This is a genomic window from Pseudomonas sp. SK3(2021) (genome assembly GCF_016772375.1).
Classification (GTDB): Bacteria; Pseudomonadota; Gammaproteobacteria; order Pseudomonadales; family Pseudomonadaceae; genus Aquipseudomonas; species Aquipseudomonas chlororaphis_I.
The window spans coordinates 75,310-100,790 of sequence record NZ_CP061943.1 but is presented as its reverse complement, the minus strand read 5'-3'; the positions used below and the strand labels follow the sequence as shown (position 1 = coordinate 100,790).

Below are 25,481 nucleotides of genomic sequence, written 5' to 3'. Positions count from 1 at the left end.
AGCTGTCGAAGGCTGCGATCCTGGCGTTTTGAGCATGGAGCGCCTCTGGAAAGTTAAAAAAAAGGGCTTGGAGACGAGGCTCCAAGCCCTCAAAAGGTGAGAGGTGTCTAGTCCCTCGACCTGGTGAGCGGTGTTACAGGGTCGGTTACGCCTTCAGCGGAACCAGACGCGGGGCAATCATGTTTTCCGGGCTCAGGATGTCGGCGAGCATGGCGTCGTCGAGCAAGCCTTCTTCGCGCACCAGCTCCAGTACGCCGCGGCCGCTTTCCAGGGCGATGCGGGCGATACGGGTGGCGTTTTCATAGCCGATGTACGGGTTCAGCGCGGTGACCAGGCCGATCGAGTGCTCGACCAGTTCGCGGCAGCGCTGCTCGTTGGCGGTGATGCCGGTGATGCAGTGCTCGCGCAGCATGTCCATGGCGCGTTGCAGCAGGCGGATCGAGTCGAAGATCTTGAAGGCGATCAGCGGCTCCATCACGTTCAGTTGCAGCTGGCCGCCTTCGGCCGCGATGGTCAGGGCCAGGTCGTTGCCGATGATCTGGAACGCCACCTGGTTGACTGCTTCCGGGATGACCGGGTTGACCTTGCCGGGCATGATCGAGCTGCCTGGCTGACGCGCTGGCAGGTTGATTTCGTTGATCCCGGTGCGTGGGCCGCTGGACAGCAGGCGCAGGTCGTTGCAGATCTTCGACAGCTTGACCGCGGTGCGCTTGAGCATGCCGGAGAACAGCACGAAGGCGCCCATGTCGGAGGTGGCTTCGATCAGGTCGGCGGCCGGCACCAGCGGCTGGCCGCTGATGGTGGCCAGGCGCTGAACGGCCAGGGCCTGGTAGCGCGGGTCGGCGTTGATGCCGGTACCGATGGCGGTACCGCCCAGGTTCACTTCGGTCAGCACTTCAGGCGCCAGGGTCTTCAGGCGGGCCAGGTCTTCGCTGAGGGTGGTGGCGAAGGCGCGGAACTCCTGGCCCAGGGTCATCGGCACGGCGTCTTGCAGCTGGGTGCGGCCCATCTTCAGGACGTGGCTGAATTCTTCACCCTTGGCGGCGAACGACTGGATCAGGCTGTCGAGGCTGGCCAGCAGCGCGTCGTGGCCCAGCAGCAGACCCAGGCGGATCGCGGTCGGGTAGGCGTCGTTGGTCGACTGCGCCATGTTCACGTCGTTGTTCGGGTGCAGGTACTGGTATTCGCCCTTGCTGTGGCCCATGGCCTCCAGCGCGATGTTGGCGATGACTTCGTTGGCATTCATGTTGGTCGAAGTGCCAGCGCCGCCTTGAATCATGTCCACCACGAACTCTTCGTGGAAGTCGCCGCGGATCAGACGGGCACAGGCTTCGCTGATGGCAGCGTGCTTGGCTTCGCTCAGGTGACCCAGCTCGCGGTTGGCGTCAGCAGCTGCCTGCTTGACCATTGCCAGGGCCACGACCAGTTTTGGGTAGTGCGAAATCGGAACACCGGAGAGGCGGAAGTTGTTCACCGCTCGCAGGGTCTGGATGCCGTAATACGCTTGAGCAGGTACTTCGAGTACGCCAAGCAGGTCTTTTTCTGTGCGGAAAGATGCAGCGGAGGACATGATAGAAATCATCTCGATATGGACCCGGTCTGTGCCGGAACGCTGCGAATCCTAGGCCTGCGGGAAAATTTGGGCCAATGCTGTTAAACACTGGCCTATGCATAAACGGCATAATGCCCGTGTGACGCCGCTTGCGCGGCAAGCGTGTGACCTAAAATGGTGCGCTCCCCTGGAGGACGTGATGAATCTGGAAAGCAAATGGCTCGAGGACTTCAGTGCCCTGGCCGCCACCCGCAGCTTCTCGCAGGCCGCCGAGCGGCGCTTCGTGACCCAGCCGGCCTTCAGCCGGCGGATCCGCAGCCTGGAAGCGGCGCTGGGGCTGACCCTGGTCAACCGCTCGCGCACGCCGATCGAACTGACGGCGGCGGGGCAGCTGTTCCTGGTGACGGCGCGCACGGTGGTCGAGCAACTGGGTGAGGTGTTGCGGCACTTGCATCACCTCGAAGGCGGGCAGGGCGAAGTGATGCAGGTCGCCGCGGCGCATTCCCTGGCGCTGGGCTTCTTTCCGCGCTGGATCGCCCAGCTGCGTAACGAAGGCTTGAACATCGCCACGCGGCTGGTGGCAACCAACGTCGGCGATGCCGTGCACGCCCTGCGCGAAGGCGGTTGCGACCTGATGCTGGCCTTCTACGACCCGGATTCGGCCATGCAGATGGACCCGGAAATCTTCCCTTCGCTGCACCTGGGGCAGACCGAGATGATGCCGGTGTGCGCGGCGGATGCCGCCGGCAAGCCGTTGTTCGACCTGGAAGGCGAGGCCAGCGTGCCGCTGCTGGCGTACAGCGCCGGGGCGTTTCTCGGGCGTTCGGTGAACCAGCTGCTGCGCCAGCGCAACCTGCGCTTCACCACGGTGTATGAAACCGCCATGGCCGACAGCCTCAAGAGCATGGCCCTGGAAGGCCTGGGGATCGCCTGGGTGCCGCACCTGAGCGTGCGCGCCGAACTGGCCCGGGGCGAACTGGTGGTCTGCGGCGGCGCGCAATGGCATGTGCCGCTGGAGATCCGCCTGTACCGCTGCGCCCTGGTGCGCAAGGCCAATGTCCGGTTGCTGTGGCGCAAGCTGGAGGGCGGCGCGGCACAGGGCGCAAGCAACACCTGACCTGTAGCCGCTGCCGCAGGCTGCGCTCGGCACCGCAGGGGCCGCAAAACCTGGCGACGCGGTCTGCCTGAAGAATTGGCAATACCACCTGTGCGCCGGCTTCGCCGTCGATCGCAGCCTGCGGCAGCGGCTACAGGAATCCGGCAACGATCCTGGCCCGTGCCGACTGACCCCAAAGTCAATAAAACCGCCGCTTTGCGCCTGAAACATGGTGTATGACAGATGGTCGGCAAAAGTGCGTTTAACTCGCCTTTTTCGGTATACTGCGCGGCCTTCGGCCGGTTCGTCCGGTCACGTTTCGAGTTCAGAACTCGCCGAGCGAAGGTCAGGCAAGGCAAAAACAAGCGAGGAAGCGGAGTTGACGTCAGTCAATGAGCATTCCGAGTTTGTTTTTAACGCAGCCTGATCGAGCGTAGGCAGTTCTGGACCGAAACTAATTCGTACAACAAGCCACGCATACTGCGTGGCTTGTTGTTTTTTGACGCGCCTGCGGGCGCCCAGAGAGAAGAGGCACGACGATGAGTGCACTGGTTGGCGTGATCATGGGCTCCAAGTCCGATTGGTCCACCCTTAGCCACACCGCCGATATGCTGGAAAAGCTCGGCATCCCTTACGAGGTGAAAGTGGTCTCTGCCCACCGCACCCCGGACCTGCTGTTCCAGTACGCCGAAGAGGCCGAAGCGCGTGGCATCGAGGTGATCATCGCCGGTGCCGGTGGCGCGGCCCACCTGCCAGGCATGTGTGCGGCCAAGACCCACCTGCCGGTGCTGGGCGTTCCGGTGCAGTCGTCGATGCTCTCGGGCGTGGACTCGCTGCTCTCCATCGTGCAGATGCCCGCAGGCATTCCGGTCGCCACCCTGGCCATCGGCAAGGCGGGCGCGATCAACGCCGCGCTGCTGTCGGCGAGCATCCTCGGCGCCAAGCATCCGCAGTTCCATACCGTGCTGAAAAAATTCCGCGCTGAGCAGACAGACAGCGTCCTGGACAATCCAGACCCACGCGTCGCCTGAGGTTTTTGACGATGAAGATCGGTGTAATCGGTGGCGGCCAGCTGGGTCGCATGTTGGCTCTGGCGGGTACTCCGCTGGGGATGAACTTCGCTTTCCTCGACCCGGCTCCGGACGCCTGTGCCGCAGCCCTGGGCGAACACCTGCGAGCCGATTACGGCGATCAGGATCACCTGCGCCAGTTGGCTGACGAAGTGGACCTGGTGACCTTCGAGTTCGAAAGCGTGCCGGCGGAAACCGTGGCTTTCCTGTCGCAGTTCGTCCCGGTCTATCCGAGCGCCGAAGCCCTGCGCATCGCCCGCGATCGCTGGTTCGAGAAGAGCATGTTCAAGAGCCTGGGGATTCCCACCCCGGCGTTCGCCGACATCCAGTCGCAAGCCGACCTGGAGGCCGCCGTGGCCAGCATCGGCCTGCCGGCCGTGCTGAAAACCCGCACCCTGGGTTACGACGGCAAGGGCCAGAAGGTCCTGCGCACCCCCGAAGACGTGGCCGGCACCTTCGCCGAGCTGGGCAGCGTGGCCTGCCTGCTGGAGGGCTTCGTGCCGTTCACCGGCGAAGTCTCGCTGATCGCCGTGCGTGCCCGCGATGGCGAAACCCGCTTCTACCCGCTGGTGCACAACACTCACCACAGCGGCATCCTCAAGCTGTCCGTGGCCAGCAGCGACCACCCGCTGCAGGCCCTGGCCGAAGACTACTCCAGCCGCGTGCTCAAGCAGCTGGACTACGTCGGCGTGATGGCGTTCGAGTTCTTTGAAGTCGACGGTGGCCTCAAGGCCAACGAGATCGCGCCACGGGTGCACAACTCCGGGCACTGGACCACCGAAGGCGCCGAGTGCAGCCAGTTCGAAAACCACCTGCGGGCCGTTGCCGGCCTGCCACTGGGTTCGACGGCCAAGGTCGGCGAGAGCGCGATGATCAACTTCATCGGCGAAGTGCCGGCGGTGGAGAAGGTCATTGCGATCGACGACTGCCACCTGCATCACTACGGCAAGGCCTTCAAGGCCGGGCGCAAGGTCGGTCACGCCAACCTGCGCTGCAAGGACAAGGCGACCCTCGAGGCACAGATCCTCAAGGTCGAGGCGCTGATCGCCGAATAACTTCCTGGGGCTGCGGTGGAACCAATCGGGGCCGCCGTTCTCTGATGGCAGGATGCCAAGGCACTCACTAGGCTTTGGCATACCTAACTCATACAGAGGGAAATGCCATGGGAATTATTGGAACCATCTTTATCGGCTTGATCGTTGGCCTGCTGGCTCGCTTCCTGAAACCGGGCGATGACAGCATGGGCTGGATCATGACCATCCTGCTCGGTATCGGCGGTTCGCTGGCAGCCACCTACGGCGGCCAGGCCCTGGGCATCTACCAGGCAGGCCAGGGTGCGGGCTTCCTCGGCGCGCTGGTTGGCGCGGTCGTGCTGCTGGTGATCTACGGCCTGGTCAAAAAGAACTGATTTAGCGACAAAGCCCTCTCTGCTGCGCAGGTAGAGAGGGCTAGAATGCCCGGCGTTGTCTTGTACCTTTCTTGCCGAGCTCCTCCATGCGCCGTCTTCTGTTGACTCTTGTTCTGCTGGGCTCAGGCCTGGCCCATGCCGGCGAACTGCCGGAAACCGACTGGCTCGAACTGATGCCCAAGTCGGACCAGAAAGCCCTCGAGCAAATGCCGGAAATCGATCACAACTCCCCCGAAGCCAATGGCACCTTTACCGAAAAGGGCGGCCTGAAGCAGAGCAAAGGGTTGCCGGCGGTGATGTATTCGACCAAGACCGTGCCGGCCATGAACGGCAAGGACATCCGCATCGGTGGTTATCCAGTGCCGCTGGAGTCCGATGCCAAGGGGCGCAGCACGCTGTTTTTCCTCGTGCCTTACCCGGGTGCCTGCATCCATGTGCCGCCACCGCCGCCCAATCAGTTGGTGCTGGTGCGTTTCCCCAAGGGTGTGAAGCTGGACGATATCTACACGCCGCTGTGGGTGACCGGCCACCTGAAGATCGAGACGGTCAGCAACGACCTGGCCGACGCGGCCTATGCGCTGGATGCGCAGAAAGTACGGGTGGTGCAGGAGTCGGATCTGTAAGCCGAAAGGCTTTCCCCTGTAGGAGCGCAGCTTGCTCGCGATGGACGTCAACGATTACGCGGTTTTACTGAAGCGCGTCGATGTAGCTGCCATTTATCGCGAGCAAGCTTCGCTCCTACAGGAGGCCGCGCCTGGCGTTACAACGGTACGCTGGTAATGCTCACACCCAGGGTATGGCTGGCGCCTGGCGCCAGGGTCACCACGTCATCCATCACGTTGGCGGTCTCGATGCACAGCATGCGTTGCCAGCCATCGTCGGCCATGTCGCTGAACTGCTCGGCGCGAGCGATCCACGGGTTCCAGATCACCGCCGAGCGCGAGCCCTTGCTGGTCAGCTGGATACGTCGCTCCCAGGCCGGGTCGACGATGCTCAGCTGTGGTGGTGGGTCGAGGTAGATACGGTCGGTCTCACCGGTGAAATGCAGGTCGCCGGACTGCTGCCGGGTCTTCCAGTCATCCAGGGTCTCGATGTAATTCAGGCCGTCCAGCCCTTCGACATGCACCTTGCGCACATCGCTGACCGCGAAGTAACTGTGCAGCGCCTGGCTGATGGTGACGCTGTCGTCGCCCAGGTTGTGGCTGGTGAGGTTGATGTGCAGTTGGTCGTCGAGACGGATGCTCAGCTTCAGCTCGACCTGGTGCGGCCAGCCTGGCAGCCCGCCCTCGGGGATCGGCAGTTGCAATTCCACCAGCAGGCTTTCGCCTTCGGCCTCGATACCCAGCAGTTCCCAGTCGGTGGCGCGGACCAGGCCGTGGGCCCCGGCCGGCTCGCTGCCCTGGCGCATGGCCTGGACGCTTTGCGGGTTGCGCGCGAAATTACCGAACCATGGCCAGCACACCGGAACGCCGGCGCGAATGCTTTTGCCGGTCTTGAACACGGCCTCGTCGTTGAGCCAGATCAGCGGCGGTTGCCCGGCCAATTGATAGCTGAGGATGTGCGCGCCTTGCTGGGCCACCAGCAGTTCGGCCTGACCGTGGCGGATGCGCCAGCAGTTCAGTTCATCCAGTTTCACCGTTTCAACGTGAGGGGTAGGCATGGTGCGGTTCTCGTTCAAAAGCAGGGCTGCTATGGACCACGTAACGGCCACCGGGTTTAACCCTCGCCGGAATTAACGGGCTCTGGGTGGAACCGAGCGGGTGCGGCCGCTGCCGTCGATGGCAACGAACACGAACACCGCCTCGGTGACCTTGCGCCATTCGCTGGACAACGGATCGTCGCTCCAGACCTCGACCATCATCTGGATCGAGCTGCGACCGATTTCCAGGGTCTGGGTATAAAAGGAAAGCTGTGCGCCGACCGCTACCGGCACCAGGAATGCCATGCGGTCGATGGCGACGGTGGCGACACGTCCGCCGGCCACGCGACTGGCCATGGCGGTACCCGCCAAATCCATCTGAGCCACCAGCCAGCCGCCGAAAATATCGCCAAAGCCGTTGGTTTCGCGGGGAAGCGCGGTGATTTGCAGGGCCAGGTCGCCTTGCGGGATCGGATCTTCTTGTTCGAGCTCTATCATGCCGGGGGTGCCTCTGACCCGTGACTCTTCATTGGTACTTCAGGTGAATAGCCGTCTTGAGGAAAAACGATTCAGCCCGAACATACTACGTTCGTCACGTTCTTCGTAAGGCGTACTAAAGGGAAACTCTGCGAAACCGGCTGGCCCAGTCGGCGCCTGGGGCGCCCAGCGGCGTTTTCGCACAGCAACCCTTGCCGGGGCGGCTTTACTCCAATGCCTGCGAGTATATCGGTCGACAGGCTCCACGACGACCATCCGGTTCTGATTTTGACCGTCAATTGTGCACATCTATGTGCTTTTTCGAACAATTTGCTATCGTGCCGAACCTGCCAGGCCACAACCAGCGCTGTTGCGGCTTCCAGGACCGACTATAAGAGAAGCCCTTGCCATGACCACTGTGCCTTCGAGCATCGCGCAGCCCGCGCAACCTGCTCGTCCGTTGACCCGCAACGACTACAAGACCCTGTCGCTGTCCGCCCTGGGCGGTGCGCTGGAATTCTACGACTTCATCATCTTCGTGTTCTTCGCCACGGTGGTCGGCAAGCTGTTCTTCCCGGCGGACATGCCCGAGTGGCTGCGCCTGATGCAGACCTTCGGCATCTTCGCCGCCGGCTACCTGGCGCGGCCCCTGGGCGGGATCGTCATGGCGCACTTCGGCGACCTGCTCGGGCGCAAGAAGATGTTCACCCTGAGTATTTTCATGATGGCGGTGCCGACCCTGATCATGGGCCTGCTGCCGACCTACGCGCAGATCGGCATGTGGGCGCCGATCCTGTTGCTGCTGATGCGGGTGATCCAGGGCGCGGCCATCGGCGGTGAAGTGCCGGGCGCCTGGGTGTTCGTTTCCGAGCATGTACCGCAGCGGCATATCGGCTACGCCTGCGGCACCCTGACCTCGGGCCTGACCGCCGGCATCCTCCTGGGCTCGCTGGTGGCCACCGCGATCAACAGCATTTATACCCCGGGCGAAGTCGCCGATTACGCCTGGCGGATTCCTTTCCTGCTGGGGGGCGTGTTCGGCCTGTTCTCGGTGTACCTGCGCCGCTGGCTGCATGAAACCCCGGTGTTCGCCGAGCTGCAACTGCGCAAGGCCCTGGCCGAGGAAGTGCCGCTGCGCGCGGTGCTGCGCGACCACCGCAGCGCGATCATCCTCTCGATGCTGCTGACCTGGCTGCTGTCCGCCGGGATCATCGTGGTGATCCTGATGACCCCGACCGTGCTGCAGACGGTCTATCACTTCACCCCGACTACCGCGTTGCAGGCCAACAGCCTGGCGATCGTGTTCCTCAGCCTGGGTTGCGTGGCGTCCGGCGCGCTGGCCGACCGTTTTGGCGCCGGCCGGGTGTTCGTGTTCGGCAGCACGTTGCTGCTGGCGACTTCCTGGACCTTCTACCACAGCCTGCTGGATCACCCGGACTGGCTGTTCCCGCTGTACGCGCTGACCGGCCTGCTGGTGGGCACCATCGGCGCGGTGCCGTATGTGATGGTCAAGGCGTTCCCGGCGGTGGTGCGCTTCAGCGGCCTGTCGTTCTCCTACAACCTGGCCTATGCGATCTTCGGTGGCCTGACGCCGATGGTGGTGACCGCGCTGCTCAAGGAGAGCCCGATGGGCCCGGCCTATTATGTTGCAATTATTTGCAGCATCGGGATCCTGGTCGGCCTGTACCTGTGGAAAAAGGGCCGCTGATCCGGGCCATCCTGTAGCCGCTGCCGCAAGGCCGCAGGCCCTTCTGCGCGCTGACGATCGTCGCGCCCCTTCGGGTCGATCGCAGCCTTGGGCAGCGGCTGCAAAACGCTCTATAAGAAAGGCCAGCCTTCCATCGAGAATGCTGGCCTTTCATCTAATTGTCATATTTCAGCCATAGAGTGTTCACACGGCCTACAGATACTTGGCCCGACTTAACACACCCTATCTGCTAGGAGTAAGGCATGAAACTGAAGCGTTTGATGGCGGCAATGACTTTTGTCGCTGCTGGCGTTGCGACTGCCCATGCGGTTGCCGCTGTTGACCCTGCTATCCCGAGCTACACCAAGACCACTGGTGTGTCGGGCAACCTGTCCAGCGTCGGCTCCGATACCCTGGCCAACCTCATGACCCTGTGGGCCGAGCACTACAAGAAAGAATACCCGAACGTAAACATCCAGATTCAGGCCGCTGGCTCCGCCACTGCGCCACCTGCGCTGACCGAAGGCACCTCCAACCTGGGCCCGATGAGCCGCAAGATGAAGGACACCGAACTGGCGGCTTTCGAGCAGAAGTACGGCTACAAGCCAACCGCCATCCCGGTTGCCGTGGACGCCCTGGCTGTGTTCGTGCACAAGGACAACCCGATCCAGCACCTGACCATGGAACAGGTTGACGCGATCTTCTCCTCGACCCGCCTGTGCGGCGCCAAAGCCGACGTCAAGACCTGGGGCGACCTGGGCGTGACTGGCGACCTGGCCAACAAGCCGGTCCAGCTGTTCGGTCGTAACTCGGTATCCGGCACCTACGGCTACTTCAAGGAAGAAGCCCTGTGCAAAGGCGACTACAAGCCTAACGTCAACGAACAGCCAGGTTCGGCTTCGGTGGTCCAGTCCATCAGCTCCTCGCTGAACGGCATCGGCTACTCGGGCATCGGCTACAAGACCGCTAGCGTGAAGACCGTGGCCCTGGCCAAGAAAGGCAGCAGCGACTTCATCGAAGACACCGAAGAAAACGCCCTGAACGGCAAGTACCCGCTGTCCCGCTTCCTGTACGTGTACATCAACAAGGCCCCGAACAAGCCTCTGGCCCCGCTGGAAGCCGAGTTCGTGAAGCTGGTTCTGTCGAAACAGGGCCAGGAAGTGGTCGTGAAAGACGGTTACATCCCACTGCCAGCCAAAGTCGCCGCCAAGGCGCTGGCTGACCTGGGCCTGCAGGAAGGTGCTGCAGTCGTAAAAAAGTAACACCCTAGGTCCGGGCCTGTCCCGGACCTTGTAGGAGCGAGCGGGTTCGCTCCTACACCCCTCAATTTTCGATCCGCTGCCAGCTCTGCTCCGCGGCGGATTTGTTGCGTCACTGCATTGTCATCTTTCTGTCATACAGGATCGCTAGGGTGTGCGCATGAATGATCTGGCCAACTCCACCATGACTCCGACTTCTCCCCCCAAGCGCATTGACTTCAATACGCCTGAGCTGCAACGCAAGCGCCGTATCCGCGCGCTGAAAGATCGCCTGACCCGTTGGTACGTCCTCGTCGGCGGTCTGGCCGTGCTGGCCGCGATCACCTTGATCTTCTTCTTCCTCGCCTATGTCGTGCTGCCCCTGTTCCAGGGCGCTGACCTGAGCGCCAAGGACCCGCTGACCCCCGCCTGGATGCAGGACGCCGGCAAGCCGCTGATGTTCTCCCTGGAAGAGCAGAACCAGGTCGGCATGCGGGTTTCCGACAAGGGCCAGGCGCTGTTCTTCGACATCGACAACGGTGCCGAGCTGCGCCGCGTCGACCTGCCGATTCCGGCCGGCGCCACCGTGACCGCCATCGGCAAGGATCAGCCGGGCAACCCGCTGGTGGTGGTTGGCCTGTCCAACGGCCAGGCGCTGGTGTTCCGTCACACCTATAAGGTCAGCTACCCGGACGGCAAGAAAACCATCTCGCCGGCCATTGAATACCCCTACGGTGAAACCCCGATCGTGCTGAACGAGCAGGGCGGCGCACTGGAGCATGTCAACCTCAACGCCACCGATTCGGCGCTGGTGGTGGCCGGTTCCAGCGGCGCGCAACTGCACGTGCTGCAGCTGACCCGCGAAGAAAACATGATGACCGGCGAGGTCACCAGCGAGCAGAACCGCATCGAGCTGCCGCAGATGACCGAACCGGTCAAGGCCATGTACATCGACCCGCGCCAGCAGTGGCTGTACGTGATCAACGGGCGTGCCCAGGCCGACGTGTTCAGCCTGCGCGACAAGAGCCTCAACGGTCGCTACAAGCTGCTGGAGGATGCCAATGCCGAAGTGACGGCCAGCACCCAGCTGGTGGGTGGCATCTCGCTGATCATCGGTACCTCCAAGGGCGGCCTGGCCCAGTGGTTCATGGCTCGCGATCCGGACGGCGAACTGCGCCTGAAGCAGATCCGCACCTTCCAGATGGGCACTACGCCAATCATCGAGATCACCGCCGAAGAGCGCCGCAAAGGCTTTGTCGCGCTGGACGCCTCGGGCAAGCTCGGTGTGTTCCACAGCACCGCGCACCGCACCCTGCTGGTGGACCAGGTGGTCGAGGGCGAAGGCCTGTTCGGCCTGTCGCCACGGGCCAACCGGGTGATCGTCGAAGCCGGCGGCAAGCTGCAGCCGCTGGTGCTCGACAACCCGCACCCGGAAGTGTCCTGGAGCGCGCTGTGGAGCAAGGTCTGGTACGAGAACTACGACGAGCCCAAATACGTCTGGCAATCGACGGCGGCCAACACCGACTTCGAACCCAAGCTGAGCCTCTCGCCCCTGACCTTCGGTACGTTGAAGGCAGCGTTCTACGCGATGCTGCTGGCGGCGCCGCTGGCGGTTGCCGCGGCGATCTACACCGCTTACTTCATGGCTCCGGGCATGCGCCGCAAGGTCAAGCCGGTGATCGAGCTGATGGAGGCGATGCCGACGGTGATCCTCGGCTTCTTCGCCGGCCTGTTCCTCGCGCCTTATGTCGAAGGCCACCTGCCGGGCATCTTCAGTCTGCTGATGCTGCTGCCGATCGGCATCCTGGTCGCCGGTTTCACCTTCAGCCGCCTGCCGGAGTCGATCCGCCTGAAGATCCCGGACGGCTGGGAAAGCGCGCTGCTGATTCCGGTGATCCTGTTCGTGGGCTGGCTGTCGCTGTACATGAGCCCGTTCATGGAGAACTGGTTCTTCGGCGGCGACATGCGCATGTGGATCTCCCACGACCTGGGCATCACCTACGACCAGCGCAACGCCCTGGTGGTCGGCCTGGCCATGGGTTTCGCGGTGATCCCGAACATCTACTCGATCGCCGAAGACGCCGTGTTCAGCGTGCCGCGCGGCCTGACCCTGGGTTCCCTGGCCCTGGGCGCGACCCCATGGCAGACCATGACCCGCGTGGTGATCCTCACCGCCAGCCCGGGTATCTTCTCGGCGCTGATGATCGGCATGGGCCGCGCGGTCGGCGAAACCATGATCGTGCTGATGGCCACCGGTAACACCCCGGTCATGGAAATGAACCTGTTCGAAGGCCTGCGCACCCTGGCGGCCAACGTCGCGGTGGAAATGCCGGAGTCGGAAGTCGGCGGCAGCCACTACCGCGTGCTGTTCCTCTCGGCGTTGGTGCTGCTGCTGTTCACCTTCGTCATGAACACCCTCGCCGAGCTGATCCGTCAGCGTCTGCGCAAGAAATACTCGTCGCTTTAAGAAAGGTAGAAGTCTGTGAAACAGAACTCCCTAAAAGACTGGTTCAAGAGCGGCGCCCCGGGCGTCTGGATCAGCGGTGGCGCGGTGTCCATCGCGGTCATCATGACCATCGGCCTGCTGGCGGTGATCGCCGTGCGGGGCCTGGGCCACTTCTGGCCGGCGGACCTGGTGCATGCCCACTACGATGTGCCGGGCCAGGCCAACCACCTGGTCATCGGCGAAGTGGTACAGAAAGAAGAAGTGCCGCGGGCCCGCCTGAAGAGCGCCGGCCTGCCGGTGCCGGACGAAGGCCCCGAGTTCATGACCCGCGAGCTGATCAAGGTCGGCAACCGTGACCTGAACGGCAACGACTTCACCTGGATCGTCGGCGACTGGCTGACCAACCAGACCACGCCACCGGAGCTGATGGCCATCGAGCGGCGCGAGTGGGGCAACTTCTACGGCTACCTGGTCAACGTCAAGCAGGATGGCAAGGTCATCGCCGAAGGCGAAGCGGCCTGGCTGGAACTGCAGGCGCGGATCGAGCGGGTGAGCAAGCTGGCTGCCCAGCTCAAGACCCTGGAGAAAGTCGACATCGGCGCGATCAACGCCGGCCTCGAGCGTATCCGCCTGCACGGTCGCAAGCTGGAACTGGACGGCAAGCTCGATGCCGCCGCCCAGGCCGACATGGAAAGCGAACGTGCCGAGCTGAACGCCCGTTACCAGGACGTCGAGGCCCGCCTGAGCGACCTGCACGCGCAGTTCAACCGCGACAGCCTCACTGCCCGCGATGCCAATGGCAAGGAAGTGGAAATCAGCCTGGGCAAGGTGGTGCATGCCTATCAGCCGAACGGCATGGGCACCCTGACCAAAATGGGTTTCTACTTCAGCAAGGTCTGGGAATTCCTCAGCGACGACCCGCGTGAAGCCAACACCGAGGGCGGCATCTTCCCGGCGATCTTCGGTACGGTGATGATGACCCTGATCATGGCGATGATCGTGACCCCGTTCGGCGTACTGGCCGCGGTGTACCTGCGTGAATACGCCAAGCAGAACGCCCTGACCCGGGTGATCCGCATCGCGGTGAACAACCTGGCGGGCGTTCCGGCCATCGTCTACGGCGTGTTCGGCCTGGGCTTCTTCGTCTATGTGCTGGGCGGTTCCCTCGACCGCTTGTTCTTCCCGGAAGCCTTGCCGGCGCCGACCTTCGGTACTCCGGGCCTGCTCTGGGCTTCCCTGACCCTGGCGTTGCTGGCGGTGCCGGTGGTGATCGTGGCCACCGAGGAAGGCCTGGCGCGGATTCCCCGCACCGTGCGTGAAGGTTCCCTGGCCCTGGGCGCGACCAAGGCGGAAACCCTGTGGAAGATCGTGCTGCCGATGGCCAGCCCGGCGATGATGACCGGCATGATCCTCGCCGTGGCCCGCGCCGCCGGTGAAGTGGCGCCGCTGATGCTGGTGGGCGTGGTGAAACTGGCGCCGTCGCTGCCGGTGGACGGCAACTACCCGTACCTGCACCTGGACCAGAAGATCATGCACCTGGGCTTCCACATCTACGACGTCGGCTTCCAGAGCCCCAACGTCGAGGCCGCGCGGCCGCTGGTGTACGCCACGGCACTGCTGCTGGTGCTGGTGATCGCGACGCTCAACCTGTCGGCGGTGTGGATTCGTAACCACCTGCGCGAGAAATACAAGGCTTTGGACAGTTAATCACCGCCACCCCCTGTAGGAGCGAGCTTGCTCGCGATGGGATCCTCCAGACGCAGATGCTGCGTTGGTTTCACCATCATTTCGCGAGCAAGCTCGCTCCTACAGAGAACGGCGTTACCGCTGGCAAGGCTAGCGGCTCACTGAAACGAATTTGTTAGCGTAGGGAGTTACCCATGCAGCAAGAAGCACATACCCACGGCATCAACATGTCGGCCCTGGGCCGCGACAAGCAGAGCCTGAGCCTGGAGCAGGAAACCGTGGCCATCGAAGTCCCGGGCCTGAGCCTGTACTACGGTGAGAAGCAGGCGCTGTTCGACGTCAGCATGAACATTCCGAAGCAGCGCGTGACCGCCTTCATCGGCCCGTCCGGCTGCGGCAAGTCGACCCTGCTGCGGACCTTCAACCGGATGAACGACCTGGTGGACGGTTGCCGCGTGGAAGGCGAGATCAACCTCTACGGCAACAACATCTACCGCAAGGGTGAAGATGTGGCCGAGCTGCGCCGCCGTGTGGGCATGGTGTTCCAGAAGCCCAACCCGTTCCCGAAAACCATCTACGAGAACGTGGTCTACGGCCTGCGCATCCAGGGCATCAACAAGAAGCGCATCCTCGACGAGGCCGTCGAGTGGGCCCTCAAGGGCGCGGCGCTGTGGGACGAGGTCAAGGACCGCCTGCACGACTCGGCACTCGGCCTGTCCGGTGGTCAGCAGCAGCGTCTGGTAATTGCCCGTACCATCGCCGTGGAACCGGAAGTGCTGCTGCTCGACGAACCCTGCTCGGCACTCGACCCGATTTCCACCCTGAAGGTCGAAGAACTGATCTACGAACTGAAATCGAAGTTCACCATTGTGATCGTGACCCACAACATGCAACAGGCCGCGCGCGTCTCCGACTACACGGCGTTCATGTACATGGGCAAGTTGGTGGAATTCGGTGACACCGACACGCTGTTCACCAATCCGGCGAAGAAGCAGACCGAAGACTACATCACCGGTCGTTACGGCTAGGAAGCAGCTGCAAGCCGCGAGCTTCAAGCGGCAAGGCAGAAACGGTGCGGTACCGGATCAATATTTAACTGCTTGAAGCTTGCAGCTTGAAGCTTGCAACTTTCGCGGAGTGAACAAGATGATTTCGAAGGAAGGCCTTACTCACCACATCTCCCAGCAGTTCAACGCCGAACTCGAGGAGGTGCGCAGCCACCTCCTGGCGATGGGCGGGCTGGTCGAGAAACAAGTCAACGACGCCGTCACCGCACTGATCGAAGCCGACTCGGGGCTCGCCCAGCAGGTGCGCGAGATCGACGACCAGATCAACCAGATGGAACGCAACATCGACGAAGAATGCCTGCGCATTCTCGCCCGTCGCCAGCCGGCGGCTTCCGACCTGCGCCTGATCATCAGCATCTCCAAGTCGGTGATCGACCTGGAGCGCATCGGCGACGAATCGACCAAGATCGCCCGGCGCGCCATCCAGCTGTGCGAAGAAGGCGAAGCCCCGCGCGGCTACGTGGAGGTGCGGCATATCGGCGACCAGGTGCGCAACATGGTGCGCGATGCGCTGGACGCCTTTGCCCGCTTCGACGCCGACCTGGCGCTGTCGGTGGCCCAGTACGACAAGACCATCGACCGCGAGTACAAGACCGCGCTGCGCGAGCTGGCCACCTACATGATGGAAGATCCGCGCTCGATCTCGCGCGTTCTGAGCATCATCTGGGTCCTGCGGTCCCTGGAGCGGATCGGCGACCACGCGCGCAACATCTCGGAGCTGGTGATTTACCTGGTGCGCGGCACCGATGTGCGCCATCTGGGGCTCAAGCGGATGAAGGAAGAAGTTGAAGGCACAAGTGCCGAAACCGCTAATGTTCCGGGTGAAGCTGACGATAAGTAAGGTTGCCCGAGAGAAGCGCCCGGCCCTTTTGGCCGGGCGTTTTCGTTTATGGGGATCGAACTTGAAAAGCAGCGCCCGCGAACGAAAAGTCCTGGCGTGACTGAAGAGTTTTGGCAAAGTGCCATCAGTAAAGCGTTATGCTAGCCGGGATTTTTAAAGGGGTGGTCGATGAGTAAGGTAAGTGTGTTGGTGGTGGATGACGCTTCGTTCATTCGTGACCTGGTGAAGAAGTGTCTGCGCAACTACTTCCCTGGCATCAAGATCGAGGACGCCATCAACGGCCGTAAAGCCCAGGCCCTGCTGGCCCGTGAAGCCTTCGACCTGGTCCTGTGCGACTGGGAAATGCCGGAAATGTCCGGCCTGGAGCTGCTGACCTGGTGCCGCGGCCAGGAGGCGATGAAGACCATGCCGTTCATCATGGTCACCAGTCGCGGCGACAAGGAGAACGTGGTGCAGGCGATCCAGGCCGGCGTCTCCGGCTACGTCAGCAAGCCGTTCACCAACGAGCAGCTGCTGACCAAGGTCAAGCAGGCGCTGAACAAGGTCGGCAAGCTCGACACCCTGATGAACAGCGCGCCGACCAAGATGAACTCGGCGTTCGGCAACGACTCCCTGAGTGCCCTGACCGGTGGCAAGGCCGAAGTCATCGGTGCCGCGCCGGCGGCTGCGGCGGTCAATCCGTTTGCCAAGCCAGCCGTGGTGTCTGCTCCTGCTCCCGCTGCAGCCCCGTCCCGTGGGTTGCTCAACAGTCCTGCGGTGAAGGCGCCGGCTCCTGCCGCCGCTGCGCCTGCCGGTGGTCGTGGCCAGGGGCAATTGCGCCTGCCCAGCGGTACCCAGCAGTGCGTGATCAAGGCACTGAGCATCAAGGAGGCGCTGTTGGTGGTGAAGCGTACGGATACGCTGCCGCAGGTGCTCGACAGTGCCGTGCTGGACCTGGAGCAGGGTGACAATGCCGAAGTGGCGCGCCTGAACGGCTACCTGCATGCGGTGGTGGCCTATGAGCCGAAGCCGGACAGCGAATGGTTGCAGCTGACTTTCCGCTTCGTCGACCAGGATGCGCAGAAGCTCGACTACATCTCCCGCCTGATCGCCCGCGGCACGGCGCAGAAACACTTCGTCCCTGGCGCCTGACGGGTTCCCGCCTTCTGTTTCGCGGGCAGCCACGCCTCTGTAGCGAGGCTTGCCCGCGATAACGTCCGTTCTGACGCTGCATTCTCCGGACCGCTGGCCCGCCCCTTGTAGCCGCTGCCACAGGCTGCGATAAGGCCGAAGGCCTTCAGCAATCTCAAAACCCAACGCCCGCTTCGTCAGAGTGCCGCCCAAGTCGATCGCAGCCTGCGACAGTAGCTACAACATCCCCGCTCCAGCGCCAGGGCGCGTCTGAATGCGGCGCGAAACCTGCTGCAAACACTTTCCTTTACCATGCTTTTGCACGCTGACGAGGGTGATCTGGGGCGTGTCACCCGGGCGTTGTATCTGTTGCTGGATGATGGTTGTAATGTGTTGCAGGCCGCACAGTGCAAGGCATTGGGGGAGGGAGTGGTGGTTTGATGCCGTGCGTCTGATTCTTGGTTTTTCAGGTTGATTTATATCTGTATGGATATAAGTTGTGGTCTGTGCTTTCGGCTTTTCTTGTGCCTGGCCACGCTTTGAAACAACCCGGCCGCGCGCTGTGGCGACCGGGTTGTTTAACCTCTCCGGGGTCAGTCACGGGAGGGGTTCGATGTCTAGGCACAAGGATGTGGTGTTTGTCGGGAGCGCGCTCCGGGACCTCCGGGCTTTTCCGCTGGATGCGCGAAGGGCCGCGGGTTTTCAGCTGGATCTGTTGCAGCAGGGCGAGCAGCCCTATGACTGCCGGTCGATGAAAACCGTGGGGCCGGGGGTATTCGAAATCAGGATCAGCGAGGAATCAGGGGCGTTTCGGGTGTTTTACGTGGCCAACCGGCCTGCGGCCATTTACGTGCTGCACGCCATGCGCAAGGCCACCCGCAAGACCGAAGCGCGGGACATCGAGCTGGCTCGGGCCAGACTTCAGGAGATAAGTGCACGCCATGACCGATCACATGCATACCGAGCGTTTCACCAGTGTCTGGGACGCGCTCGAAGGTTCGCCCCAGGAAGCCGCCAATATGCGCCTGCGCTCCAAGCTCATGCTGGAGCTGGGCAAGACCATCAAGGCCTGGGGCATTTCGCAGAAGGAGGCCGCCCGGCGGCTCAATATCACCCAGCCGCGACTGAACGACGTGCTCAGCGGCAAGATCAACAAGTTTTCCCTGGATGCGCTGGTCAATCTCTCCGACGCCGCACAGCTGGGTGTCGATATCAGCTTCAGTTCGTCGGCTGTGGAACCTCTGGCGCAGGGTTGATTCATACAAAGTCCACGTCGGGCTGCTAGCCTGACTTCAGGCTTTCTTCAGAATCTTGCCCATGTTCACGCACTTGCTGATTTCCTGCGGTCTGTTGCTGGCTGCCACCTCGGCCATGGCCATGACCATCTACAAGTCCACCGACGCCAATGGCGTGGTGTCCTACAGCGACCGTCCGTCGCCGGGCGCCCAGGTGTTCGTGTTTCGCGATCGCATGGTCGAGCACCTGGAGCGCCAGGTGCGTCTGGACGTCGAGAAGAGCTGGGGCGTAGACAGCGTCTTTGTGCGTAACGACCTGTATGCGCCGGTGGAGATCGAGTTGGGGTTTAGCGGCCTGAAGAACATCCGCAGCGCCCCCAGGCAGCCGATTCGCCGGGTACTGCCGGCCCGCAGCCGACAGCGCCTGGCGCAGCTCACGGCCATGCAGGCGGGCAAGCCGCTGATCTATGTCCCGCAGTTCCGTTATTCCCTGGGCGACCCCGCAGGCGCTGCCCAGGTCTATCGTTACCCGTTGCCCTGGCGTGGCGGCCCCTTTCGCCTGACCCAGGGCGCCAACGGCCGATACAGCCATTTCGGCCCCAAAAGCCGTTATGCCATGGACATCGCCATGCCCGAGGGCACGCCGATCATCGCCGCGCGGGGCGGGGTGGTGGTGAAGACCGAGAACCGCCAGAGCGGGCGCGGCACCGATCCTTCCGGCAATTTCGTGCGGGTGCTGCACAACGACGGCACCATGGGGGTGTACCTGCACCTCAAGCGCGGCTCGGTCAGGGTGCGTGAAGGCCAGCGGGTCGTGGTGGGCAGCCCGCTGGCGCTGTCGGGCAACACCGGTAACAGCAGTGGCCCGCACCTGCACTTCGTGGTGCAGCGCAATACGGGGTTGGGGCTGGTGTCGATTCCCTATCAGTTCAACCAGCCCATCGGTAGCCTGCCGAACTTCGCGTTGGGCAAGAAGTAGCCTGTAGCCGCTGCCGCAGGCTGCGATTGACTTAGGCTGTGCCTCGACGCAGCGGGCGCAGGATCTTGAGATCGCGAAGGCCTTCGGCCTTATCGCAGCCTGCGGCAGCGGCTACAGGGCGATCAGCGGGATGGGCGGTAATCGGGGGAGGGGATCGCGAGCAAGCTCGCTCCTACAAATCAACGCGGTTCATTGTAGGAGCAGCCGGTCGACGCTCGATGGCTCGCGATGGGATCTCAGGCCTGGCTCAATCGAGCATCAACACCTTGGCCAGGACGATTTTCGGGCCTTTCATCTTCTTGATGATGATGCGCAGGCCTTCGACTTCCATGACCTCTTCTTCTTCCGGTACCCGTTTCAGGGTCTCGTAGACCAGGCCGGCGAGGGTTTCGGCCTCGATATGGTCCAGGTCGATGCCCAGCAGGCGTTCCACCTTGAACAGCGGGGTATCGCCGCGCACCAACAACTTGCCGGGCTGGTAGGCGAGGATGCCGCGCTCGGCCTTGCGGTGTTCGTCCTGGATATCGCCGACCAGCACTTCCAGCACGTCTTCCATGGTCAGGTAGCCGATGATCTTGCCGTCGGCTTCCTCCACCAGGGCGAAGTGCGAACCGCCTTTACGGAACTGTTCCAGCAGCTGCGACAGCGGCATGTGCCGGGAAACGCGCTCCAGCGGGCGGGTCAGCTCGGCCAGGTTGAACGATTCGGGGATGTGGTCCAGCGCCGCCAGTTCCAGCAGCAGGTCCTTGATGTGCAGCAGGCCGACGAACTCGTTGCGCTCGCTGTCGTAGACCGGATAGCGGCTGAACTTGTGGCGGCGGAACAGGGCGAGGATCTGCTTCAGCGGCGCGTTGAACTCCACGCTGATCAGGTCTTCCCGGGAGTTGGCCCAGTCCACCACTTCCAGCTCGCCCATTTCCACGGCCGAGGCCAGTACGCGCATGCCCTGGTCGCTGGGGTCCTGGCCCCGGCTGGAGTGCAGGATCAGCTTCAGTTCTTCGCGGCTGTAGTGGTGTTCGTGATGCGGGCCGGGCTCGCCCTGGCCGGCGATGCGCAGGATGGTGTTGGCGCTGGCGTTGAGCAGGTAGATCGCCGGGTACATCAGCCAGTAGAACAGGTACAGCGGCACCGCCGTCCACAGCGACAGCAGCTCGGGCTTGCGGATCGCCCAGGACTTGGGCGCCAGCTCACCGACCACGATGTGCAGGTAGGAAATGATGAAGAAGGCGGTAAAGAACGACACGCCCTTGACCACTTCCGGCGAGTCCACGCCCACGGCGCTGAGCAGCGGCGCCAGCAGGTGCGCGAAGGCCGGCTCACCGACCCAGCCCAGGCCGAGGGAGGCCAGGGTGATACCCAGCTGGCACGCGGAAAGGTAGGCATCCAGCTGGCTGTGTACGGTGCGCAGGATCTGCCCGCGCCAGCCGTTCTTGTGGGCGATGGCCTCGACCCGGGTCGAGCGCAGTTTGACCATGGCGAACTCGGCGGCTACGAAAAAGCCGTTGAGCAGAACCAGGAGCAGTGCAAAAAGAATCATGCCGAAGTCGGCGAAAAGAGACGCGAGGGTAAAACCAGGGGAAGGGTCCATGATGGAGTTTTGCGGGTTCCGTGTATTCGAAAAAGAGAGAAATGCGCGGCGTAATGGCCGGCGCAAGCCAGCCAATGTAGCGGCTGGCAGGGCGATTGCCTAGTGGCGCGTGGCTGTCACCGCTGGTCGGTCAGGGTGCCGGCATGGAATCTTTTCACCTGGGCCGGGGCGAAATGGCAGGTAAAGGTGCTGCCGTGGCCCGGTACGCTGCTGATCTCCAGGCGCGCCCGGTGGCGCAGCAGCACATGCTTGACGATGGCCAGGCCCAGGCCGGTGCCGCCGGTGTTGGAGTTGCGGCTGGAGTCGACCCGGTAGAAGCGCTCGGTCAGGCGCGGCAAGTGCTTGCTGTCGATGCCGATCCCCGAATCCTGCACGCTCAGGTGCGCGCCTTGCTCGTCGCCCCACCAGCGGATGCGGATGTTGCCCTCGGCCGGGGTGTATTTCACGGCGTTGAACACCAGGTTGGAAAAGGCGCTGCGCAGTTCCGCCTCGCTGCCCTTGAGCATGACCTGCGCGTCGGCTTCCAGGGTGATGCGCTGGTTGCGCTCCCCGGACAGCGCCTGGGCATCGCTCTTGATCGATTGCAGCAGCACATCGATCGGCACCGGCTGGTTGTCCGACGGGTAGTCGGTGGCTTCCAGCTTGGCCAACAGCAGCAGGTCGTTGAGCAGGGTCTGCATGCGCCCGCCTTGCTGCTGCATCTGCTGCAGGGCGCGGCTCCAGCGCGGGTTCACTTCCTCGACGTTGTCGAGCAGGGTTTCCAGGTAGCCGCAGATCACCGTCAGCGGCGTGCGCAGCTCGTGGGAGACGTTGGCGATGAAGTCTTTGCGCATCTGTTCCAGCTGGTGGATGCGGGTCACGTCGCGCACCAGCATCAGGTGTTCGTTGTTGCCGTAGCGGGTGATGTACAGCTGGATACGTACGCGGTCGTTGGTCGGCGAGGGAATTTCCAATGGCTCGTTGTAATTGTCCTGCTCGAAATATTCCTTGAAGCGCGGATGGCGCACCAGGTTGGTCACCGGCTGGCCGCTGTCCTGCGGGGTCTTCAGGCCCAGCAGGGTTTCCGCGGCACGGTTCCACCACTCCAGGTTGCCGTCGCTGTCGAGCATGATCACCGCGTCTTTCAGCGCCGCGGTGGATTCCTGGACCCGGTCGATCACCGCTTGCAGGCGCCCGCGCACCCGTTGGTCGCGGCGTTGCAGATGGTAGATGCTGTCGAACACCTCGCCCCACAGGCCGTAGCCATCGGGCGGTGCTTCATCGGGTTGGTGCAGGCGCAGCCACTCGTGCAGGCGCAGCAGTTGCTTGAGGGTCCAGGCCAGATAGATCCCCAGGCCGATGGCCAGGCTCCAGCCGTAGTAGCCGCTGATCAGGCCCACCAGCAGGCAGCCGGTGACCAACAGCAACATGTGGCGAATCAGGGTGCCATGCCAGTTCTGGTTCAATTGGGATCCTTAGCGGATCAGCTGCAAGTTGCAAGCTACACGCTGCAAGGTTGAAGCGGATCTGCGTTTGCTTTTGCTCTTTCTTGCAGCCTGAGGCTTGCAGCTTTCTCAACTTTTAGTTGAGAACCGGTAGCCGGTGCCCCGCACGGTTTGTACCAGATTCTCGTAGGCATCGCCCAAGGCTTTGCGCAGGCGGCGGATATGCACGTCGACGGTACGCTCTTCGACGTAGACGTTGCCGCCCCAGACCTGGTCCAGCAGCTGGCCGCGGGTGTAGGCGCGCTCCTGGTGGGTCATGAAGAATTGCAGCAGGCGGTATTCGGTCGGGCCCATTTCGGCCGGTTTGCCGTCGATGGTCACGCGGTGGCTGATCGGGTCCAGCAGCAGGCCGCCGACTTCGATCGGCGCCTCGCCGTCGGTCGGGCCGGCGCGGCGCAGCACGGCCTTGAGGCGCGCGACCAGCTCGCGGGGGGAGAACGGCTTGGTGATGTAGTCGTCGGCACCCACTTCCAGGCCCTGGATCTTGTTGTCCTCTTCGCCCTTGGCGGTGAGCATGATGATCGGGATGTCACCGGTCAGCTCATCGCGTTTCAGGCGCCGGGCCAGCTCGATGCCGGAGGTGCCGGGCAGCATCCAGTCGAGCAGGATCAGGTCGGGCTTGCGGTCGACGATGATGGCATGGGCCTGCTGGGAGTTCTCCGCCTCCAGGCAGTCGTAGCCGGCCATTTCCAACGCAACGGCGATCATTTCGCGAATGGGCGCTTCGTCGTCAACGATCAGAATGCTCCTGCCAACCATGCTTAATCCTCTTGTCATTTAGCTGTCTTGCGCCGCATTAGATAACGGAATTATTGCAGTCGTGTGACAGTATTTTAGGTGCTGGAGCGAGGGTTGCATTCGTGGACTAAGCTTTGGGTCCGAATCCTGACAACCACCCAAGAAGGTTTCCATGACTCAACTCACACAATCCTGCAAAGCCCTGTTGCTGAGCGCTGCGCTGGCCCTGCCCGGGCTGGCGTTCGCCGCGGAACCGGCGATGACCAAAGACGGTATGTTTGTCGACCACAAGGGCATGACCTTGTACACCTTCGCCAAGGACACCGGCGGCAAGTCCATGTGCAATGACAAGTGCGCCGCCAACTGGCCACCGCTGATGGCCGCCAGCGGCGACAAGGCCATGGGCGAGTGGACCGTCATCCAGCGTGACGACGGCTCCATGCAGTGGGCCTACGACGGCAAGCCGTTGTACACCTTCGTGATGGACAAGAAAGCCGGTGACATGACCGGCGACGGCAAGATGGACGGTGCCTGGAAAGTGGCCAAGCCTGATTGACCCTGGTGCTTTCATCGCGGGCCAGCCTCGCTCCTACAGGTAGGCGTGAGGCCGGCTCGCGATAACGATCCTCAGCGAACCGCGTAATCCACGACTATCCCCAGGAAAATCGCCAGCCCCGCCCAGTGGTTATGCAGGAAGGCCTTGAAGCACTTCATCCGGTCGCGATCGCGGGTGTACCAGAACTCCCAGGCAAAACACCCGGCCGCCGCCAGCAAGCCCAGGTGGAACCAGATACCCAACTCGAAGCGCGCGCCCGCCAGCAGCAGGCACACCAGCGCCAGGCCCTGCAGGGTCAGGATGATCACCCGGTCGGCTTCGCCGAACAGGATCGCGGTGGATTTCACCCCGATCTTCAGGTCGTCGTCGCGGTCGGTCATTGCGTAATAGGTGTCATAACCCACGGTCCACAGCAGGTTGGCGATGTACAGCAGCCAGGCGGTGGCCGGCAGTTCGCCGGTCTCGGCGGTGAAGGCCATCGGGATGCCCCAGGAGAATGCCGCGCCCAGCACCACTTGCGGGTAATAGGTGTAGCGCTTCATGAAGGGGTAGGTGGCCGCCAGGGCCAGGCCGCCCAGCGACAGCCAGATGGTCGCCGCGTTGGTGCCCAGCACCAGCAGGAAGCTGATGAACATCAGCACGGCGAAGAACACCAGGGCTTCCTTGGAACTGATCTTGCCGCTGACCAGCGGGCGCTGTTCGGTGCGTTTCACATGGCCGTCGACCTTGCGGTCGGCCCAGTCGTTGATCACGCAGCCGCCGGCCCGGGTGAGGGTCACGCCGAGGACGAAAATCACGATATTGGCCAGCGACGGCGAGCCTTCGCCGGCAATCCACAGGGCCCAGAGGGTCGGCCAGAGCAGCAGGTAGATGCCGATCGGCTTGTCCATGCGGGTCAGCTGGACAAAGTCCCAGGCGCGCGGATTCAGGCGGTTGAGGGATTTGAGCAGGCTCTGATACATCAGCGGTTCTCCGGCTGGGCGCTGACAGCGCTCCACAGGGACGGCAGGAAGATTTCGGCGACCAGCACGCTCAGGGTTGCGCGATCGAAGCGCGAACGGCGGGCCCAGAGGTCATCGGCTTGCACCTCGTCGGGCAGCCACGGGCGTGGGTAATGGCAGACCTCGATGGGGCGGCGCTGAAAAGCCTGGTCGCAGAACAGCAGTTCGCCCAGGGAGCGGCTGCCCAACTCGTCCATGTTCAGCCCGCCATCCTGCAGGGCACTGCGGGCCGCCACGCTGCGGGCGAATACCCAGGCCTGGCCGTGACCGCGCAGATACACCTCGCGTACCCAGCCCTGGCTGCCCGGCGACAGGTCCAGCGCGGCGCATTCGTCGGCGCGCAGGGTCTGCCAGCCCTCGACCAGCGGCGTCACGCTGAAACCGTCATTGGAGAGACGGGTCAGGCGCCGGGTCAGCGAACCTTCATCGAACAGCCAGTCGAGGGTCTGTGCGTCGGGGAGGGGCGTCAGCCGGCTTTGCGGGAGCCAGTCCGGGGTGGAAAATGGAGAAATTGAGTGCGGCACAGTGGGTCATTATTGGCAGCAAATGAGGCCGCGAGCTTAGCATGGCGACAGGCGATTTT

Annotated in this window: 23 protein-coding genes and 1 pseudogene; 16 read left to right on the top strand and 8 right to left on the bottom strand. The window is 62.9% G+C overall.

Annotated features, from left to right (window positions below; translation table 11 throughout):
- Window positions 1-145: 145 nt before the first annotated feature.
- A complete protein-coding gene (aspA, locus tag IF690_RS00475; protein ID WP_023967781.1) occupies window positions 146-1,570 on the bottom strand; it encodes an aspartate ammonia-lyase in 1,425 nt (474 codons plus the stop codon).
- Between the two features lie 181 nt (window positions 1,571-1,751).
- Between aspA and IF690_RS00470 the strand changes: the two genes are divergently transcribed.
- The 5 genes from IF690_RS00470 to IF690_RS00450 all read left to right on the top strand — a co-directional run bounded on the left by IF690_RS00470 (window position 1,752) and on the right by IF690_RS00450 (window position 5,749).
- Entirely contained in the window at window positions 1,752-2,669 is a 918-nt protein-coding gene (locus IF690_RS00470; RefSeq protein WP_202698414.1) for a LysR substrate-binding domain-containing protein, read from the top strand.
- 518 nt (window positions 2,670-3,187) lie between these two features.
- The gene (purE, locus tag IF690_RS00465; protein WP_020298262.1) at window positions 3,188-3,679 is read left to right on the top strand and encodes a 5-(carboxyamino)imidazole ribonucleotide mutase; all 492 of its coding nucleotides are present in this window, start codon (window positions 3,188-3,190) and stop codon (window positions 3,677-3,679) included.
- Window positions 3,680-3,690: 11 nt separating this feature from the next.
- On the top strand, window positions 3,691-4,773 hold the full coding sequence (locus IF690_RS00460) for a 5-(carboxyamino)imidazole ribonucleotide synthase (RefSeq protein ID WP_202698413.1): 1,083 nt from the start codon (window positions 3,691-3,693) through the stop codon (window positions 4,771-4,773).
- A gap of 107 nt (window positions 4,774-4,880) precedes the next feature.
- Window positions 4,881-5,126: a GlsB/YeaQ/YmgE family stress response membrane protein gene (locus IF690_RS00455; protein ID WP_092297726.1), complete on the top strand. Its 246-nt coding sequence runs from the start codon at window positions 4,881-4,883 to the stop codon at window positions 5,124-5,126.
- 86 nt (window positions 5,127-5,212) lie between these two features.
- Entirely contained in the window at window positions 5,213-5,749 is a 537-nt protein-coding gene (locus IF690_RS00450) for a DUF3299 domain-containing protein (RefSeq protein WP_009051609.1), read from the top strand.
- Between the two features lie 137 nt (window positions 5,750-5,886).
- Here the strand turns inward: IF690_RS00450 and IF690_RS00445 are convergent, their stop codons facing one another.
- Both IF690_RS00445 and IF690_RS00440 read right to left on the bottom strand, forming a co-directional pair.
- Window positions 5,887-6,786 carry a D-hexose-6-phosphate mutarotase gene (locus tag IF690_RS00445; RefSeq protein ID WP_202698412.1) on the bottom strand — a complete coding sequence of 300 codons (900 nt, stop codon included), beginning with the start codon at window positions 6,784-6,786 and terminating at the stop codon, window positions 5,887-5,889.
- A 72-nt stretch (window positions 6,787-6,858) separates the two neighbouring features.
- Window positions 6,859-7,263 carry an acyl-CoA thioesterase gene (locus IF690_RS00440; RefSeq protein WP_003229628.1) on the bottom strand — a complete coding sequence of 135 codons (405 nt, stop codon included), beginning with the start codon at window positions 7,261-7,263 and terminating at the stop codon, window positions 6,859-6,861.
- 388 nt (window positions 7,264-7,651) lie between these two features.
- Here IF690_RS00440 and IF690_RS00435 point away from each other — a divergent pair, with 388 nt between their 5' ends.
- The 10 genes and pseudogenes from IF690_RS00435 (at window position 7,652) to IF690_RS00390 (ending at window position 19,531) form a co-directional block, all read left to right on the top strand.
- Window positions 7,652-8,950, top strand: a complete 1,299-nt coding sequence (locus IF690_RS00435) for an MFS transporter (protein ID WP_502710160.1) — start codon at window positions 7,652-7,654, stop codon at window positions 8,948-8,950.
- Window positions 8,951-9,192: 242 nt separating this feature from the next.
- Window positions 9,193-10,191: a phosphate ABC transporter substrate-binding protein PstS family protein gene (locus IF690_RS00430; protein ID WP_007928520.1), complete on the top strand. Its 999-nt coding sequence runs from the start codon at window positions 9,193-9,195 to the stop codon at window positions 10,189-10,191.
- Between the two features lie 409 nt (window positions 10,192-10,600).
- Window positions 10,601-12,634, top strand: coding sequence for an ABC transporter permease subunit (locus IF690_RS00425; RefSeq protein WP_202701237.1), 2,034 nt, complete (start codon window positions 10,601-10,603; stop codon window positions 12,632-12,634).
- 15 nt (window positions 12,635-12,649) lie between these two features.
- Window positions 12,650-14,320 (top strand): phosphate ABC transporter permease PstA, encoded by a 1,671-nt coding sequence (gene pstA / locus IF690_RS00420; protein ID WP_202698411.1) that lies wholly within the window; start codon window positions 12,650-12,652, stop codon window positions 14,318-14,320.
- 173 nt (window positions 14,321-14,493) lie between these two features.
- Window positions 14,494-15,327, top strand: a complete 834-nt coding sequence (pstB, locus tag IF690_RS00415; RefSeq protein ID WP_202698410.1) for a phosphate ABC transporter ATP-binding protein PstB — start codon at window positions 14,494-14,496, stop codon at window positions 15,325-15,327.
- A gap of 118 nt (window positions 15,328-15,445) precedes the next feature.
- Entirely contained in the window at window positions 15,446-16,207 is a 762-nt protein-coding gene (gene phoU, locus IF690_RS00410) for a phosphate signaling complex protein PhoU (protein ID WP_202698409.1), read from the top strand.
- Window positions 16,208-16,375: 168 nt separating this feature from the next.
- Complete coding sequence (locus IF690_RS00405; protein WP_202698408.1) at window positions 16,376-17,338, top strand: response regulator; 963 nt, start codon at window positions 16,376-16,378, stop codon at window positions 17,336-17,338.
- A gap of 592 nt (window positions 17,339-17,930) precedes the next feature.
- Window positions 17,931-18,251 (top strand): annotated as a pseudogene (locus tag IF690_RS00400) (type II toxin-antitoxin system RelE/ParE family toxin); the annotation flags it as partial.
- A gap of 7 nt (window positions 18,252-18,258) precedes the next feature.
- The gene (locus tag IF690_RS00395) at window positions 18,259-18,573 is read left to right on the top strand and encodes a helix-turn-helix domain-containing protein (RefSeq protein ID WP_202698407.1); all 315 of its coding nucleotides are present in this window, start codon (window positions 18,259-18,261) and stop codon (window positions 18,571-18,573) included.
- 61 nt (window positions 18,574-18,634) lie between these two features.
- Window positions 18,635-19,531 (top strand): peptidoglycan DD-metalloendopeptidase family protein, encoded by an 897-nt coding sequence (locus IF690_RS00390; RefSeq protein WP_202698406.1) that lies wholly within the window; start codon window positions 18,635-18,637, stop codon window positions 19,529-19,531.
- Between the two features lie 247 nt (window positions 19,532-19,778).
- On the opposite strand, the gene IF690_RS00385 is transcribed toward IF690_RS00390, so the two are convergent.
- From IF690_RS00385 to phoB, 3 genes are all read right to left on the bottom strand, one after another.
- Window positions 19,779-21,119: a hemolysin family protein gene (locus IF690_RS00385; RefSeq protein WP_009051600.1), complete on the bottom strand. Its 1,341-nt coding sequence runs from the start codon at window positions 21,117-21,119 to the stop codon at window positions 19,779-19,781.
- Between the two features lie 116 nt (window positions 21,120-21,235).
- Window positions 21,236-22,528, bottom strand: coding sequence for a phosphate regulon sensor histidine kinase PhoR (gene phoR / locus IF690_RS00380; RefSeq protein ID WP_252189584.1), 1,293 nt, complete (start codon window positions 22,526-22,528; stop codon window positions 21,236-21,238).
- Window positions 22,529-22,672: 144 nt separating this feature from the next.
- A complete protein-coding gene (gene phoB / locus IF690_RS00375) occupies window positions 22,673-23,362 on the bottom strand; it encodes a phosphate regulon transcriptional regulator PhoB (RefSeq protein ID WP_016703132.1) in 690 nt (229 codons plus the stop codon).
- A 151-nt stretch (window positions 23,363-23,513) separates the two neighbouring features.
- On the opposite strand from phoB, the gene IF690_RS00370 reads away from it, so the two are divergent.
- A complete protein-coding gene (locus IF690_RS00370; RefSeq protein WP_202698404.1) occupies window positions 23,514-23,897 on the top strand; it encodes a COG4315 family predicted lipoprotein in 384 nt (127 codons plus the stop codon).
- Window positions 23,898-23,968: 71 nt separating this feature from the next.
- Here the strand turns inward: IF690_RS00370 and ubiA are convergent, their stop codons facing one another.
- Window positions 23,969-24,859 (bottom strand): 4-hydroxybenzoate octaprenyltransferase, encoded by an 891-nt coding sequence (ubiA, locus tag IF690_RS00365; protein ID WP_202698403.1) that lies wholly within the window; start codon window positions 24,857-24,859, stop codon window positions 23,969-23,971.
- Window positions 24,859-25,422, bottom strand: coding sequence for a chorismate--pyruvate lyase family protein (locus tag IF690_RS00360; protein ID WP_202698402.1), 564 nt, complete (start codon window positions 25,420-25,422; stop codon window positions 24,859-24,861). The genes ubiA and IF690_RS00360 overlap by 1 nt, the downstream gene beginning before the upstream one ends.
- Window positions 25,423-25,481: the final 59 nt, after the last annotated feature.

What these genes read in the sequence shown, in the direction of transcription:
- IF690_RS00460 (WP_202698413.1), top strand. Translation starts at nt 3,691, where the DNA reads ATGAAGATCGGTGTAATCGGTGGCGGCCAGCTGGGTCGCATGTTGGCT.
- IF690_RS00385 (WP_009051600.1), bottom strand. Translation starts at nt 21,119, where the DNA reads ATGGACCCTTCCCCTGGTTTTACCCTCGCGTCTCTTTTCGCCGACTTC.
- aspA (WP_023967781.1), bottom strand. Translation starts at nt 1,570, where the DNA reads ATGTCCTCCGCTGCATCTTTCCGCACAGAAAAAGACCTGCTTGGCGTA.
- ubiA (WP_202698403.1), bottom strand. Translation starts at nt 24,859, where the DNA reads ATGTATCAGAGCCTGCTCAAATCCCTCAACCGCCTGAATCCGCGCGCC.
- IF690_RS00390 (WP_202698406.1), top strand. Translation starts at nt 18,635, where the DNA reads ATGTTCACGCACTTGCTGATTTCCTGCGGTCTGTTGCTGGCTGCCACC.
- purE (WP_020298262.1), top strand. Translation starts at nt 3,188, where the DNA reads ATGAGTGCACTGGTTGGCGTGATCATGGGCTCCAAGTCCGATTGGTCC.
- IF690_RS00395 (WP_202698407.1), top strand. Translation starts at nt 18,259, where the DNA reads ATGACCGATCACATGCATACCGAGCGTTTCACCAGTGTCTGGGACGCG.
- IF690_RS00440 (WP_003229628.1), bottom strand. Translation starts at nt 7,263, where the DNA reads ATGATAGAGCTCGAACAAGAAGATCCGATCCCGCAAGGCGACCTGGCC.
- phoU (WP_202698409.1), top strand. Translation starts at nt 15,446, where the DNA reads ATGATTTCGAAGGAAGGCCTTACTCACCACATCTCCCAGCAGTTCAAC.
- phoB (WP_016703132.1), bottom strand. Translation starts at nt 23,362, where the DNA reads ATGGTTGGCAGGAGCATTCTGATCGTTGACGACGAAGCGCCCATTCGC.
- IF690_RS00430 (WP_007928520.1), top strand. Translation starts at nt 9,193, where the DNA reads ATGAAACTGAAGCGTTTGATGGCGGCAATGACTTTTGTCGCTGCTGGC.
- IF690_RS00370 (WP_202698404.1), top strand. Translation starts at nt 23,514, where the DNA reads ATGACTCAACTCACACAATCCTGCAAAGCCCTGTTGCTGAGCGCTGCG.
- IF690_RS00455 (WP_092297726.1), top strand. Translation starts at nt 4,881, where the DNA reads ATGGGAATTATTGGAACCATCTTTATCGGCTTGATCGTTGGCCTGCTG.
- phoR (WP_252189584.1), bottom strand. Translation starts at nt 22,528, where the DNA reads ATGTTGCTGTTGGTCACCGGCTGCCTGCTGGTGGGCCTGATCAGCGGC.
- pstB (WP_202698410.1), top strand. Translation starts at nt 14,494, where the DNA reads ATGCAGCAAGAAGCACATACCCACGGCATCAACATGTCGGCCCTGGGC.
- IF690_RS00470 (WP_202698414.1), top strand. Translation starts at nt 1,752, where the DNA reads ATGAATCTGGAAAGCAAATGGCTCGAGGACTTCAGTGCCCTGGCCGCC.
- IF690_RS00405 (WP_202698408.1), top strand. Translation starts at nt 16,376, where the DNA reads ATGAGTAAGGTAAGTGTGTTGGTGGTGGATGACGCTTCGTTCATTCGT.
- IF690_RS00435 (WP_502710160.1), top strand. Translation starts at nt 7,652, where the DNA reads ATGACCACTGTGCCTTCGAGCATCGCGCAGCCCGCGCAACCTGCTCGT.
- IF690_RS00425 (WP_202701237.1), top strand. Translation starts at nt 10,601, where the DNA reads ATGCAGGACGCCGGCAAGCCGCTGATGTTCTCCCTGGAAGAGCAGAAC.
- IF690_RS00450 (WP_009051609.1), top strand. Translation starts at nt 5,213, where the DNA reads ATGCGCCGTCTTCTGTTGACTCTTGTTCTGCTGGGCTCAGGCCTGGCC.
- IF690_RS00445 (WP_202698412.1), bottom strand. Translation starts at nt 6,786, where the DNA reads ATGCCTACCCCTCACGTTGAAACGGTGAAACTGGATGAACTGAACTGC.